Origin of the sequence: Rathayibacter sp. AY1D9, assembly GCF_002932395.1 — a bacterium.
Lineage (GTDB): Bacteria > Actinomycetota > Actinomycetes > Actinomycetales > Microbacteriaceae > Rathayibacter.
The window spans coordinates 1-13,603 of sequence record NZ_PSVQ01000019.1 but is presented as its reverse complement, the minus strand read 5'-3'; the positions used below and the strand labels follow the sequence as shown (position 1 = coordinate 13,603).

The window sequence follows — 13,603 nt, the reverse complement described above, 5'->3', positions numbered from 1 at the left end:
CGCGCCGCGGACAGCGGACCTGAGGCCGCGGAGGGGGTTGCGGAGCCGTACTCAGCCGTCGGAGCGCACGGAGCGGGTGACGGTGAAGCGGCGGTCGCGCGCCACCACCGTGGTCGGCCCGACCGCACGGCGCAGCTCGGCCGGATGCGCGAGGTGGGAGTTGAAGACCGTCCACAGCACGCCTCCGGGGCGCAGCACGCGGCCGGCCGCGCGCAGCATGCGCCGGGCGACGAGGTCGGTGACGGCTCCGTCGGAGTGGAACGGCGGATTGCAGAGCACGACGTCGACGGACGACGCCTCCAGCGTCGAGGCGTTGTCGTCGCGGAGGACGCGGACGGCGAGCCCATTGGCCGCCGCGGTCGCCCGGGCGGACTCGACCGCGGCACGCGAGGTGTCCGTCGCGGTCACGGCGAGGTCGGGGCGGGCCCGGGCCACCACGGCGGCGAGCACGCCGGTTCCGCAGCCGAGGTCGAGTGCGGTGCCCGCGGGGAGGGAGTCGAGATCGAGGGCGGCGAGGAGGGCGCGGGTGCCGAGGTCCAGTCGTGCACCTGCGAAGGCTCCCGGCAGTGCGACGACCTCGAGGTCGAGCTCGTCCAGACGGCGCCGCTCGGGCCCTGGCGCGGGCGGCTGGTCGGGGAGCGCGCCGCTCGCGAGCAGGGCGCGCGACTTCTGCCGGGCGAGGGAGACGTCGATCCGCTCGTAGCGCACGGCGAGCACGTCGTTCATCGTGCGGGTCATGTGCTTGATGCGGCCGGCGCCGATCAGGGTCGCCGCCGGGTTCGCGAGTGCGGTCCCGGCCGCGACGGCGGCCAGGGCGTCGAGCGAGCGCGGCAGGCGCAGGAGCACCGCGTCGGCGTCGCGGACGGCCTCCGCGACGGAGTCGACGATCTCGATCGGCGCGAGATCGACGCCCGACCCCCGCACCGTCTCGAGGTTCTGCGAGAGAGCGCGCTCGGCGGTGATCGAGTCCTGCACGACGCGTACGGCACGGCCGTCGGCGGCGAGGCCGAGGCTCAGTGCCCCGTAGGCGTCCCCGATCACGGCGAGGCGGCCGCGATCGGCGGCGAGGTCGAGCAGCAGACGGTCACTGGCGTCGACGGCGACGAGATCCGGCGCCTCGACGTCGGGGCGGCGGCGCAAGAGAGCGAGCACGTCCTCGCGCATCGCCCCTCCGATCGTCGGTCCGAGCGGGTGGGCCCTCGAGGGCGACCGCTCGCGGGCACGAAAAAAGGGCCCGAGAGTGGAGTCCCGGACCCTTCGCTCCCCGACTTGGACTCGAACCAAGAACCTACCGGTTAACAGCCGATTGCTCTGCCAATTGAGCTATCGAGGATCATCCGACCACCCGGAGGCGATCAGCGCGGTACTACTTTAGCAAACTCTCCGCGAACGCAAAATCGGGCGCGCACTCAGTAGCCGGAGCCCGGGTCGACGCGGCCGACGAACGGCCCGCCGGCGGCACAGGCGGCCACGTTGGCGCGCACGCGCTCGGCCAGGAGCGGCGCGGTGATCTCGGGGGTGTCCGCGCTGTGGGGCGTGATCAGGCACCGGGGCTCGCTCCAGAGCGGATGCCCGTCCGGCAGCGGCTCGGGGTCCGTCACGTCGAGCGCGGCGCCCGCGAGACGGCCTTCGGCGAGGGCCGCGACGAGCGCGTCCGTGTCGACGAGGCTCCCCCGGGCGACGTTGACGAGCACGGCGTGGGCGGGGAGCCGCGCGAGCAGACCCGCGTCGACCATCCGCTCCGTGCCCGCGGTGGCGGCGGCGGCAAGGACCAGCACGTCGGCGTCCGCCGCGGCCTCGGCGAGCCGCGACGCCGGCAGGGTGCGGGCCGCGCCCTCCACCGGCTCGTCTCCGCGGCGGACGATCGTCACCCGGCTGTCGAAGACGGCGAGCAGCCGCAGGAGCTCGCGAGCGATCCCTCCTGCTCCGACGATCACCACGGAGGCGCGGTGCAGCGTGACCGCCTTCTTCGGCCCCCACGACTCGGCGCGCGCCCGCTCCGGCAGCGAGCGCAGGAGGGCGAGCACCAGCGCGAGCGCGTGCTCGGCCACCGGCTCCGCGTAGGCGCCCTTGGCGCTGGTCCAGACGATGTCCGCGCGGGACGCGGCGAGCACGGGCGCGAAGACGTCGACGCCGGCCCAGGGCAGCTGCACCCAGCGGATCGACGGGTGCTCCTCCAGCACCGCGGCCAGCTCGTCCGTGCGGCCGTAGGACAGCCAGAGCAGCGCGTCCGGACTCCCGTCGAGTCCGACGACCACTCCCCCGCCCGACTCGACCGCCTCGGCGAACACCGGCTTCGGCCGCGGGAGCACCGCGACGCGCGGGACGGTCACTGGTCGGCCGCCTCGACGCGCTGCGCTCGGGAGGCGTCGAAGCGCTCGTACTCGGCGAAGGCCGCTCCGAGCTCGCGCACGTAGGGGTGCCGGGCCTCGATCAGCACGTCCAGCAGCGGCCCGTACGCGACGACCTCGCCGCCGACGAGCACTGCGATCCGGTCGGTCGCCCGGCTCAGCACGTCGATGTCGTGGCTGACCACGACGGCCGCGAATCCCTCCCGGCGCCGCAGGTCGGCGAGGAGGTCGACGATCGACTCGCGCACCGTCGCGTCGATGCCCGAGGTCGGCTCGTCGGCGATCAGCACCTTCGGCCCGAGCACGAGCGAGCGGGCCACGGCCACGCGCTGGCGCTGGCCGCTGGAGAGCTCGTAGGGGTAGCGGTCGAGCAGGAACAGCGGCAGGTGCACGGAGTCGAGCAGCGTCGCCACCCGCACCGCCGCGGCCTTCGGGTCGTAGTGGCGGTCGCGGAGGAAGATCGGCTCGGCGATCAGCTCCGAGACGGTCAGCTCGGGGCGGAGGGCCGCACCGGCGTCCTGCGCGAGATGCGCGACGTCGACGGTGAAGCGCTTGAGCTCGCGGGCGGGGAGCGAGCGGAGGCGGTGCCCCGCGACCGTCGCGTCCCCTCCGATGATCACCGGACGCGTGCGGCCGCCGTCGCGCCCCAGGCCGTCGCCGCCGAGCACGCGCGCGAGCGTGGACTTGCCCGAGCCGCTGCCGCCGAGGATCCCGAGCACCTCCCCCGGCTCCACGCGGAGGCTCACTCCCCGCAGCGCCGTCCACCGGCGGCTGATGCCGCGCGGCGGGTACTCGACGCTGAGGTCGTCGACGACGATGGGGGCCGGATCCTCGGCGGTCCGGCTCACGCCCGGCGCTCCGCCTCGACGATGCTGCGCAGGAGCTCGCGCCTCGAGGCCTGCTCGACCGGGTCGGGCACGGGCAGGGACGCGAGCAGGCGCTGCGTGTAGGGGTGCTTCGGCGCAGCGAGCACCTCCGCCCCCGTCCCCTCCTCGACCAGCTCGCCGCGGTAGAGCACCGCGATGCGGTCGGCGAGCAGGTCGACCACGGCGAGGTCGTGGCTGATGAACAGGGAGGCGAAGCCGAACTCGCGCTGCAGCTGGGCGAACAGCTCGAGCACGCGGGCCTGCACCGACACGTCGAGCGCCGAGGTGGGCTCGTCGGCGATCAGCAGCTTCGGCTCGAGGGCGAGGGCCCGGGCGAGGCTGGCGCGCTGGCGCTGGCCGCCGGAGAGCTCGTGCGGGTAGCGGTCGCCGTAGGAGCGGGGCAGCTGCACCGCCTCCAGGAGCTCGTCGACGCGCGAGCGCGCCCCGGCGGCGTCGCCGGCCCGCCCGTGCACGATCAGCGGCTCGGCCACGCACTCCGCGATGGTGAGCAGCGGGTTGAAGCTCGACGCCGGATCCTGGAACACGAAGCCGATGTCGCCGCGGACCGGCCGGAAGGCGCGCTCGCGGATGCCGCGCATCTCCTTGCCGAGGACCTTCAGCGACCCGCCGGTCACCGGCGTCAGACCCGCGATGGCGCGCCCGATGGTGGTCTTGCCCGAGCCGCTCTCGCCGACGAGGCCCAGCACCTCGCCCGCGCGGATGCGCAGCGAGACGCCGTCGACCGCGACGAAGCCGGGACGGCCGAGCCTGCCGGGGTACTGGATCCGCAGGCCCTCGGCGGCGACGAGCGTCTCGGCCTCGGGGGCCTCGGCGCGCTCGACGGCGCGGACGCGGGCGCGCTCGACGCCCTGGCCCACGTGCGGGACGGCGGCGAGGAGCTTCCTCGTGTACTCGGCCTTCGGCGCCGAGAACAGCTCGGAGACCGTCGCCTCCTCGACCAGCTCGCCCTGGTACATCACGGCGACGCGGTCGGCCAGATCGGCGACGACGCCCATGTTGTGGGTGATCAGCACGATCGAGGTGCCGAACTCGTCGCGGCACCGGCGGAGCAGGTCGAGGATCTCGGCCTGCACGGTCACGTCGAGCGCGGTGGTCGGCTCGTCCGCGACGATCAGACCGGGATCCAGGACCAGCGCCATCGCGATGACCACGCGCTGCTTCTGGCCGCCCGAGAACTGGTGCGGGTAGTAGTCGACCCGCTTCTCCGGCTCCGGGATGCCGACGGTGCGGAGGACGTCGATCGCGCGCCTGCGGGCCTCCTTCTTCGAGACGGAGCCGTGGGCGCGCAGTCCCTCCGCGATCTGCCAGCCCACCGTGAAGACCGGGTTGAGGGCGGTGCCCGGCTCCTGGAAGACCATGGCGACGTCGGTGCCGCGCAGCTCCCGGAGGCGGGCCTTGGGCACGGAGACGACGTCGGTCGCCGCGCTGCCGTCCTTCTTCGAGAGCAGGACCACTCCGGAGGCGGTGGCCGTCTCGGGCAGGAGGCCGAGGATGGTCTTCGCGGTCACGGTCTTGCCGCTGCCGGACTCGCCGACGATCGCCAGGACCTCGCCGCGCTCGACGCGCAGGCTCACCCCGGCGACGGCGCGGACGGCGCCGCGGTCGCTCGCGAACGCGACCTCGAGGTCGGTGATGTCCACGATCGGACGCGCTGAGGCGTCCCGGACGATGCGCTGGTCGCTCATCGCGTCTCCTCCACTCCGGCGACGGGGTCGTGCCCCGGCGTCTCCAGGCCGTCGGCGGCGAGGACGCCGCCCGGCACGACGGACGTCGCGGCGACGTCGCCGGCACCGGCGGCCACCGCGCGCCGACCGCGCAGGCGCGGGTCGGCGAGGTCGTTCAGGCTCTCGCCCACGAGGGTGATGCCCAGCACCACGAGCACGATCGCCAGGCCCGGGAAGACCGAGGTCCACCAGATGCCGCTCGTGACGTCCGACAGCGCCTTGTTGAGGTCGTAGCCCCACTCCGCGGCCGACGTCGGCTCGATGCCGAAGCCGAGGAAGCCCAGGCCAGCGAGGGTCAGGATCGCCTCGGAGGAGTTCAGTGTGAAGATCAGCGGCAGCGTGCGCGTCGCGTTCCGCAGGACGTGGCGGAACATGATCCGCGGCGTCGACGCTCCGATGACCTTCGCCGACTCGACGAAGGCGTCGCCCTTGATCCGCACGGTCTCGGCCCGGATCACGCGGAAGTACTGCGGAATGTAGACCACGGTGATCGAGACCGCCGCGGCGAAGATGCCGGCCCAGAGGTTCGACTGCCCGCCGGAGATGACGATCGACATCACGATCGCCAGCAGCAGGGTCGGGAACGCGTAGATCGCGTCGCAGATCACGACGAGCACGCGGTCGAGCCAGCCGCCGAGGTAGCCGGAGACGAGGCCGAGGAAGACGCCGAGGAAGATCGACAGGACCACGGCGACGACGATCACGAGGAACGCGGTCTGCGCTCCCCAGATCACTCGCGAGAGGACGTCGTAGCCGCCCACGGTGGTGCCGAGCAGATGCTCCGCGCTCGGCGGCTCCTGCGCGCCGAACGACTCGCCGCCCGAGCGCAGCTGCGAGTATCCGTAGGGCGCGATGAGGGGCGCGAACAGGGCCACCAGCAGGAACGCGCCGGTGATGATCAGGCCGGTGACGAGCATCCCCCGCTGGAGGCCGACGCTCTGCCGGAGCTGGTGGACGACTGGCAGACGGTCGACGAGACGACGGCGCGGACGCGCCGGGGAGGTGGTGCTCATGCTCAGTACCTCACTCGCGGGTCGATGAGCGCCGCGATGACGTCGACGATGAAGTTGGTCAGCGCCACGATGACGGCGAGCAGGGCGACGATGCCCTGCACGGCCACGAAGTCGCGGGCCTGGAGGTACTCGGCGAGCTGGAAGCCGAGGCCCTTCCACTCGAAGGTGGTCTCGGTGAGGACGGCGCCGCCGAGCAGCAGGGCGATCTGCAGGCCGATCACGGTGATGATCGGGATGAGCGCGGGCCGGTAGGCGTGGGTGCGGACGAGCCGGAACTCGCTGACGCCGCGCGAGCGCGCCGCATCCACGTAATCGGTGCCGAGCGTGCCGATCACGTTGGTGCGCACCAGGCGCAGGAAGATGCCCGCGGTGAGCAGTCCCAGTGCGACGGCGGGGAGCACCGCGTGCGAGAGCACGTCCGAGATCGCGGCCGGGTCGCCGGTCTGGATCGCGTCGATCAGGTAGATGCCGGTCTTGTTCTCGAGGAACTGGAGCGAGAGCTCGGTGCTCGTCGAGGCGCGCCCGGCGACGGGGAACCACTTCAGCCAGACGGAGAACACCAGCTTCAGCAGCAGGCCCGCGAAGAACACCGGAGTCGCGTAGCAGAGGATCGCGAAGATGCGCAGCACCGCGTCGGGGGTGCGGTCGCGGTGGTAGGCGGCGAGCATCCCGAGCGGGATGCCGACCAGGAACGCCACGATCAGGGCGTAGAAGGCGAGCTCGACCGTCGCGGCGCCGTAGGTGAGGAGCACCTCGGTCACGGGGCGGTTGTCGCTCAGAGTGGTGCCGAAGTCGCCGGTCAGCAGCTTGCCGAGGTACTCGAGGTACTGCACGATCAGCGGCCGGTCGTAGCCGGCGGCGGCCACACGCTCGGCGAGCTGGTCCGCGGTCAGGCGGCCGCCGAGGGCCGCCGTGATCGGGTCGCCCGTGGAGCGCATGAGGAGGAACACCAGCGTCACGAGGATGAAGACGGTGGGGATGATGAGCAGGAAGCGGACGAGCAGGTAGCGCCCGAGTCCGCCCCCGGAGCCGCGCGGTCGCCGGGTGGGCGCCGTCGCCGCAGCCGTCGTGGCTGTCGTCACGTGATGCCTTTCGTGGAGAACGGCCGGCGCCTCCTGTCGGGGAGGCGCCGGCCGCGAGGGGGGTGGATCAGCCATTGCTGAGTGCCGCGTAGCGGAACTTGAACGAGGCGTCGAGGGTGTCCTCGGCTCCGCTCACGGTGCTGCCGACGACCGCGACCTGCGAGCCCTGCAGGTAGGGGACGGTCGAGAGCTGCGCCGCGACCTTCTCCTGGATCTGCTCGATCAGCGCGGTGCGCGCGTCGGCGTCGGTGGTCGAGACCTGCTGTGCGATCAGGCTCTGCACCTCGGCGTCGTCGAAGTGGTTCGCGAGGAAGTTCTCCTTGATGAAGAACGGCGAGAGGTAGTTGTCGGCGTCGGAGTAGTCGGGGAACCAGCCGAGCTGGTAGGCCGGGTAGACGTCGCTCGAGCGGTCCTTCGAGTACTGCACCCACTCCGTGGTCTGCAGGTTCACGGTGAAGAGGCCGGTCGACTCCAGCTGGTCCTTGATCAGCGCGTACTCGTCGCCCGAGGACGGACCGTAGTGGTCGTTCGAGTACTGCAGGTTCAGGGTGACCGGAGCGGTGACGCCGGCGGCCTCGAGGGTCGCCTTCGCCTTGTCGGCGTCGGGCGCGCCGTTGCCGTCGCCGTAGAGCGACTTGAGCGGCTCGACCGCGCCGGTCAGGCCTGCGGGGACGTAGGAGTAGAGGGGGGTGTAGGTGCCCTTGTAGACCTGGTCGGCGATCTCGTCGCGGTCGATCAGGTCGGCGACGGCCTGGCGCACGGCGAGGGCCTTGGCGATGTCGGCCTCACCGGTGGTCGCGCCGAAGGGCTGGGTGTCGAAGTTGAAGACGATGTAGCGGATCTCGCCGCCGGGGCCGTCCACGACCTTGACCGTGTCGTTGCCGCGGAGGTCGTCGATGTCCGTCGCCGAGAGGCTGCGGAACGCGACGTCGATGTTCCCCTCCTGGATGTCCAGCTTGAGGTTGGACGAGTCCGCGTAGTACTTGACGTTGACGGTGTCCGTCTTCGCCTCGCCGAGAACGCCCTGGTAGTCCGGGTACGCCTTGTACTGGATGAGGTTGTTCACGTCGTAGTTCGCGATCGTGTACTGGCCGGCGAAGGCGTCGCCCGAGACGATGTCGGCGTCCGCGGTCAGCTCGTCGGCCGAGAAGACCTCCTCGTCCACGATCGGGCCGGCGGGGCTCGAGAGGATCTGGGGGAAGGTCTGGTCGTTCTCGGACTTGAGCGTGAAGACCACGGTCGTGTCGTCCGGAGCCGCGACGCTGTCGAGGTTCGCCAGGAGCGAGGACGGGCCGTTCTCAGCCGCGATGCCGACCTGGCGGTCGAAGGAGAACTTCACGTCGGAGGAGGTGAGGTCGTGGCCGTTGGCCCACTTCAGTCCCTCCTTCAACTTCACGGTGTACTCCGTGGGAGCGGTGAACTCCGCCGACTCGGCGATGTCGGGCTCGACGTCCGGGCTGCCGTAGGGGGTGTTCATCAGGAACGGGAACACCTGGTTCATCACGGCGAACGAGCCGTTGTCGTAGGAGCCCGCGGGGTCGAGCGTCGTGATCTTGTCGGTGGTGCCGATGGTCAGGGCCCCTCCGGCGCTGCCGCCGGACGAGTCGTTCCCGCCGGCGGCGCAGCCCGTCAGCACGAGCGCGACCGCGGCGAAGCCTGCGGCGGCGGCCAGTGCGCGGGTGCCGCGAGTGGATGCGGAATTCATCTCCGTCTGCCTCTTCCTGTCAAGGATGGGATGCGGGCGCGCTCCGGGCGCGCGGACTCTCGGCACACAGATCTCCTGTGGGCTGTGGCGTCACGACACTGGACGCCCGCATTGCTGTTCCTCATAGGTAACACAGTTGGAAGCGCTCTCCGAACCGGCACGGGCGTGCGGCCGATTTCTTCACACGACCGCAACACGCTCACTCCGTGCGCAGCGCCCGCTTCTCGCGCTCGAGCTCGACCAGGCGCACCTGCACCGCGCGCGCCATCACCGGATCGGCGGACGCGCGCTGGAGCGCCCCGCGCAGCTCGGCGATCTCGCGGAGCAGGTCGCGCTCGATGAGCGAGATCGCCACGTCGCGGGAGTAGCGGGCGAGCCCCTCCTCGTCGGCGGCCGGGATCGGCGCCACCGCGAGCTGGCGCACCAGCGAGGCGAAGGGGCCGGGGACGTCGTCGGTGACGTGCTCGACCCAGTCGCGGTCCTCCGCCCGCTCGAGGTTCGCGACCACGGCGTCGCGGACCACGCGGAGGGTCTCGTTGGTGACCGCCGCGTGCGCCGCCCTGGCCAGGAGCTCCGGACCCATCGCCTGCGGAAGCTGGAGCATCGCCATCAGCGCCTCGCGCTCGATGCGCGTGACGACGTCGACGGGGAGGTCGGCGATGCGCGCGCCGAGGGGCGCCTCGGCCGCGGACGATTCGCCGCCGCCCCGCCCGCCCTGCTGGTCGCGGCCCTCGGGTCCGGAGGAGCGGGGCCGGGATCCGGCGGAGCGCACGGCGGAGTTGACCTCGGCCATGTCCAGGCCGAGCATCCGGGCGAGCTCGCGGGAGTAGCCGGGCCGCAGCGCCGGGTCGCGGATCTCGGCGACGACCGGGGCGGCCGCGCGCAGGGCCGCGATCCGGCCCTCGACCGTCTCGAGGTCGTAGCGGTCCAGCAGCTGCCGGATCACGAACTCGAACATCGGCTTCTTGTCGTCGATGAGGCGGCGGACGGCGTCGTCTCCGCGGTTCAGGCGGAGGTCGCAGGGGTCCAGGCCCTCGGGCGCGACGGCGACGAAGGTCTGCGCGGCGAAGCGGTGCTCCTCCTGGAACGCGCGCATCGCCGCCTTCTGGCCCGCCGCGTCGGGGTCGAAGGTGAAGACGACCTCGCCGACGCCGCTGTCGTCGCCCAGCACCCGGCGCAGCACCTTGATGTGGTCGACGCCGAAGGAGGTGCCGCAGGTGGCGACCGCGGTGGTGACGCCGGCGAGGTGGCAGGCCATGACGTCCGTGTAGCCCTCGACGACGACCACCCGGTGCCCGCGGGAGATGTCCCGCTTGGCGAGGTCGAGCCCGTAGAGCACCTGGGACTTGTGGTAGACGGGCGTTTCGGGGGTGTTGAGGTACTTGGGGCCCTTGTCCTCCTCGAGGAGGCGGCGGGCGCCGAAGCCGACGGTCTGGCCGGTCACGTCGCGGATCGGCCAGACGAGGCGGCCGCGGAAGCGGTCGTAGACGCCGCCGCGGTTGTTGCTGCTGACCAGGCCGGCCGTGGTCAGCTCCTCCTCCGAGAAGCCGCGGCGCTTGAGCGCGGTGGTGAGACCGTCCCAGCCGTCGGGCGCGAAGCCGACGCCGAAGCGGTCGGCGGCGGCGCGGTCGAAGCCCCGCTCGCCGAGGAAGCGCCGGCCGACGTCGGCGCCCGGGGTCGCGAGCTGCTCGCGGAAGTACTCCTCCGCGGCGTCGTTCGCGGCGAGGAGGCGCGCTCGCCCGCCGGTCTCGGGCGCGCGGCCGTCGCCGTCCTCGTACTGCAGCGGGAAGCCGATCCGCCCGGCGAGGCGCTCGACGGTCTCGCTGAACGAGCTGTGGTCCATCTTCATGACGAAGCTGTAGACGTCGCCCGACTCCTGACAGCCGAAGCAGTGGTAGAAGCCGGCCTGCGGGCGGACGTGGAAGCTGGGGCTGCGCTCGTCGTGGAAGGGGCAGAGGCCCTTCAGCGAGCCGACGCCGGCCGACTTCAGCGTGACGTACTCGCCGATCACGTCGCCGATGTTCACCCGCGCCTTGACCTCCTCGACATCTGACTGTCGGATCCGAGGCATGGGGTCCATCGTATCGGCCGCCGGGGCCGCCGAGCCGGGGTGGGGAGAACTGCACCAGGGCGGCGCGGATCACCCCGGAGACCTGTGATCGGCCCCGCACCCCGAGATCAGGGTCATCCCTGATCCGCACCCGCCCGCCGTCTCCGAGAATCGACCCATGCCCCCTGCCGCCTCCCGCCCGCCTCTCCTGCGTGCTCTGCTCGTCGCCCTGCTCGGCGGTCTCGTCCTGGGCGGGCTCACCAGCCTGCTGCAGGGCTCCCTCCCGCCGTCGGTGAGCTCGTTCGCCAACTCTTCCGGGGGCTGGTCCATGCTCGTGTTCGCGCTCGTGCGCCTCGGCGGCGCCCGACCGGCGGCGGCGACCGCTCTCGGCCTGCTGAGCTTCTGGGCGCTGCTCGAGGGCTACGACCTGGTGACCGCGGCGCGCGGCTTCGGCTACTCGCCTCCCTTCACGGACGTCTTCTGGCTGCTCGCCGTCCCCGCCGGGCCGATCCTGGGCGCCGCCGCCGCACTCACCCTCTACGGCTCGAGGACGTGGCGCGTCCTGGCTGTCGCGCCGCTCTCGGGCGTGCTGATCGGCGAGGGCGTCTGGGCGCTGGGCGCGGTCGCCGACACCACGAGTCCGGTGTACTGGTGGCTCCAGATCGTCCTGGGCGCGGGCTTCCTCGTCCTGGCCGTCGTGCAGAGGAGGCCGCGCGCACTCGTCTCGCTCGCGGCGCTCGGCGTCACCGCGGCGGCCGCTGTCGCCTTCTTCGTCGTCTACTCCGCGCTGTGAACCGTTCGAGAGGGTCGTCGCTGACCCTCCGCGCACTCGCGGGTTCCGCCCTCCTCCTGGCCCTCGCAGGGTGCACCACCACGGCGGACACCCCGGTCGCGCCGCCGTCGTCCGCCTCGGTGCCGTCGTCGGTGTCCTCCGCCACCCCTCCTCCGATCGACGTCTCCGCCGAGCTGGCCGCGCTCGAGAACGAGTTCGACGCCCGGATCGGCGTCAGCGCCGTCGACACCGGCTCGGGCCGCCGGGTCCATCACCGGGCCGACGAGCGCTTCGGCTTCGCCTCGAGCCTCAAAGCCCTCGCCGCAGCGGAGTTCCTGCGCACCGTCCCCGCCGCCGAGCGGGACGAGGTGGTCACCTGGACCGTCGCCGACGTCGAGGCGGCGGGCTACTCCCCCGTCACGGAGGAGAGCACCGCCACCGGCCTGCCGCTGTCGCAGCTCGCCGAGGCGGCCGTCCGCCGGAGCGACAACACAGCGCTGAATCTCGTCCTCCGGCGCCTCGGCGGACCCTCCGCCCTCGACCGTGGACTCGAGGCTCTCGGCGACACCACCACCGAGGTGGTGAACGAGGAGCCCGCTCTGAACACGATCGAGCCCGGCAGCATCGACGACACCACCACCCCGGCCGCGTTCACGGCGGACCTCGCCGCGGTCGCCACAGGTGACGTGCTGTCCGCGGAGGACCGGGCGCTCCTGCTCGACTGGATGAGCGGCAACGCGACCGGCGACACTCTCGTCCGGGCGGGCGCTCCGGCCGGCTGGAGCGTCGCGGACAAGTCCGGGGGCGCCGGCGGGATCCGCAACGACGTCGCCGTGGTGACGCCTCCCAGGCGGGACGCGGTCGTGCTGTCGATCCTCTCGACGCGCAACGACCCCGAGGCGGACTACGACGACGCGCTGGTCGCCCGCGCCGCGGCCGTCGTGCTGGGAGCCCTGCGGTAGCGTCCGCCCGGCGTCAGCAGTGCCGGTTCACGTAGCCCGGTGCGCCACGGGGGACGACGTCGCGGTCGCGGAGGGTGACCGAGATGCTCCGGCCCTGCGCGGCGCAGGCCTCGGAGTAGGCGGACCGGCCGTTGTCGGTGTACTCGATCTCGTAGACCTGGCGCCCGTAGACGTCCGTGTACGCCGCGCACTCGTCGTAGACCTGGCACTCCTCGACGACGGCGAAGTCGAAGCCGACCGTCCTCTTCCCGGCAGCGGCGAGATCGGCTCCGTTCTTCTGGCCGATCGCCAGGCCGGAGCGGTGAGCGCGCGCCGTCAGGAGGGTGGCGAACGCCAGCGCCTGCGACTTCGTCAGCCTCCCGCCCGAGCGGGTGTAGCTGTCCAGATTGTCGGCCTCGACGGCGTCGAAGCCGTCCTCGGCGCATCCGTCGATCCAGGCGCCGACGATCGCGAGCAGAGCGGTCCGCTTCGCGGAGGTCGAGACGTCGAAGAGGTACTCGTCCGGCCAGCCCGGATCGGCGAGGGGCTTCCCGTCCGCTCGCCTCACCAGGAGCTCGGGGTGCCGCTTCGCGAAGGCGGCGCTCTCGCCGGGCTGGGTCTGGAAGGCGTTCACGTAGCAGATGCTGTAGCGGCCGGCGGCGGGCGCGTCCGTGCGGTCGCGGTCGACGATGGTGACGCTCGACGCCGGAGCGTAGGCGCCTCCCAGCTGGTAGTCGAGGACGCCGTTCGCGGGAGGGAGCAGCGGTGCCGCCGAGGCCGCGGCGGGCTGGACCAGCAGCAGCCCCGCGACGACCAGGGCGAGGAGGCCGAGACGGGGCCGACGCGGCCTCATCCGGGAGCTCCCGGCGTGCGCCCTGCGGCTCGCACGCCCGTGGCCGCCGGCAGCGCGCCGAGTGCGAGCTCGCCGATGACCGCGATGCGGTCCGCCGGTGCTCCGTCGCGGGCCTGCGTCGACATCCCGCTGAGCACGGCGACGACGAAGGCGGCGACGGATCCGGAGTCCGTCCCCGGCGGCACGTCGCCCTCCTCGATCCCGCGCTCGACTCGTGCGGCGACG

The 13,603-nt window shown here is 72.5% G+C and carries 11 protein-coding genes, 1 tRNA gene and 1 pseudogene; 2 read left to right on the top strand and 11 right to left on the bottom strand.

Annotation, left to right across the window (positions count from 1 at the left end; all coding sequences use genetic code 11):
* Window positions 1-51: 51 nt before the first annotated feature.
* From C5C50_RS09550 to dnaG, 9 genes are all read right to left on the bottom strand, one after another.
* The gene (locus C5C50_RS09550) at window positions 52-1,164 is read right to left on the bottom strand and encodes a class I SAM-dependent methyltransferase (protein WP_104273336.1); all 1,113 of its coding nucleotides are present in this window, start codon (window positions 1,162-1,164) and stop codon (window positions 52-54) included.
* A 96-nt stretch (window positions 1,165-1,260) separates the two neighbouring features.
* Window positions 1,261-1,333: transfer RNA gene (locus C5C50_RS09545), tRNA-Asn, on the bottom strand.
* A gap of 76 nt (window positions 1,334-1,409) precedes the next feature.
* Complete coding sequence (locus C5C50_RS09540) at window positions 1,410-2,333, bottom strand: NAD(P)-dependent oxidoreductase (protein WP_258067722.1); 924 nt, start codon at window positions 2,331-2,333, stop codon at window positions 1,410-1,412.
* Window positions 2,330-3,199, bottom strand: a complete 870-nt coding sequence (locus tag C5C50_RS09535) for an ATP-binding cassette domain-containing protein (RefSeq protein WP_104273335.1) — start codon at window positions 3,197-3,199, stop codon at window positions 2,330-2,332. The genes C5C50_RS09540 and C5C50_RS09535 overlap by 4 nt, the downstream gene beginning before the upstream one ends.
* Window positions 3,196-4,923, bottom strand: a complete 1,728-nt coding sequence (locus C5C50_RS09530) for an ABC transporter ATP-binding protein (RefSeq protein WP_104273334.1) — start codon at window positions 4,921-4,923, stop codon at window positions 3,196-3,198. Before C5C50_RS09530 ends, C5C50_RS09535 begins: the two co-directional genes overlap by 4 nt.
* A complete protein-coding gene (locus tag C5C50_RS09525; RefSeq protein WP_104226685.1) occupies window positions 4,920-5,975 on the bottom strand; it encodes an ABC transporter permease in 1,056 nt (351 codons plus the stop codon). Before C5C50_RS09525 ends, C5C50_RS09530 begins: the two co-directional genes overlap by 4 nt.
* Window positions 5,976-5,977: 2 nt before the next feature.
* Window positions 5,978-7,132: an ABC transporter permease gene (locus C5C50_RS09520; protein WP_104273333.1), complete on the bottom strand. Its 1,155-nt coding sequence runs from the start codon at window positions 7,130-7,132 to the stop codon at window positions 5,978-5,980.
* On the bottom strand, window positions 7,125-8,762 hold the full coding sequence (locus C5C50_RS09515; protein WP_104273332.1) for an ABC transporter substrate-binding protein: 1,638 nt from the start codon (window positions 8,760-8,762) through the stop codon (window positions 7,125-7,127). The genes C5C50_RS09520 and C5C50_RS09515 overlap by 8 nt, the downstream gene beginning before the upstream one ends.
* 199 nt (window positions 8,763-8,961) lie before the next feature.
* Complete coding sequence (dnaG, locus tag C5C50_RS09510; protein ID WP_104273331.1) at window positions 8,962-10,833, bottom strand: DNA primase; 1,872 nt, start codon at window positions 10,831-10,833, stop codon at window positions 8,962-8,964.
* A gap of 157 nt (window positions 10,834-10,990) precedes the next feature.
* Here dnaG and C5C50_RS09505 point away from each other — a divergent pair, with 157 nt between their 5' ends.
* Both C5C50_RS09505 and bla read left to right on the top strand, forming a co-directional pair.
* On the top strand, window positions 10,991-11,605 hold the full coding sequence (locus tag C5C50_RS09505) for a DUF6518 family protein (protein ID WP_181133912.1): 615 nt from the start codon (window positions 10,991-10,993) through the stop codon (window positions 11,603-11,605).
* On the top strand, window positions 11,602-12,546 hold the full coding sequence (gene bla, locus C5C50_RS09500; protein WP_258066975.1) for a class A beta-lactamase: 945 nt from the start codon (window positions 11,602-11,604) through the stop codon (window positions 12,544-12,546). Before C5C50_RS09505 ends, bla begins: the two co-directional genes overlap by 4 nt.
* A 13-nt stretch (window positions 12,547-12,559) precedes the next feature.
* Here the strand turns inward: bla and C5C50_RS09495 are convergent, their stop codons facing one another.
* Both C5C50_RS09495 and C5C50_RS09490 read right to left on the bottom strand, forming a co-directional pair.
* Window positions 12,560-13,378: an endo alpha-1,4 polygalactosaminidase gene (locus C5C50_RS09495; RefSeq protein ID WP_104273330.1), complete on the bottom strand. Its 819-nt coding sequence runs from the start codon at window positions 13,376-13,378 to the stop codon at window positions 12,560-12,562.
* Window positions 13,375-13,603 (bottom strand): annotated as a pseudogene (locus C5C50_RS09490) (hypothetical protein); the annotation flags it as partial. The gene C5C50_RS09495 and the pseudogene C5C50_RS09490, both read right to left, overlap by 4 nt.

Bases quoted from the DNA above. Each gene is read 5' to 3' on its own strand.
- C5C50_RS09550 (WP_104273336.1), bottom strand. From the start codon at position 1,164: ATGCGCGAGGACGTGCTCGCTCTCTTGCGCCGCCGCCCCGACGTCGAG.
- C5C50_RS09530 (WP_104273334.1), bottom strand. From the start codon at position 4,923: ATGAGCGACCAGCGCATCGTCCGGGACGCCTCAGCGCGTCCGATCGTG.
- C5C50_RS09525 (WP_104226685.1), bottom strand. From the start codon at position 5,975: ATGAGCACCACCTCCCCGGCGCGTCCGCGCCGTCGTCTCGTCGACCGT.
- C5C50_RS09520 (WP_104273333.1), bottom strand. From the start codon at position 7,132: ATGGCTGATCCACCCCCCTCGCGGCCGGCGCCTCCCCGACAGGAGGCG.
- C5C50_RS09515 (WP_104273332.1), bottom strand. From the start codon at position 8,762: ATGAATTCCGCATCCACTCGCGGCACCCGCGCACTGGCCGCCGCCGCA.
- dnaG (WP_104273331.1), bottom strand. From the start codon at position 10,833: ATGCCTCGGATCCGACAGTCAGATGTCGAGGAGGTCAAGGCGCGGGTG.
- C5C50_RS09505 (WP_181133912.1), top strand. From the start codon at position 10,991: ATGCCCCCTGCCGCCTCCCGCCCGCCTCTCCTGCGTGCTCTGCTCGTC.
- C5C50_RS09495 (WP_104273330.1), bottom strand. From the start codon at position 13,378: ATGAGGCCGCGTCGGCCCCGTCTCGGCCTCCTCGCCCTGGTCGTCGCG.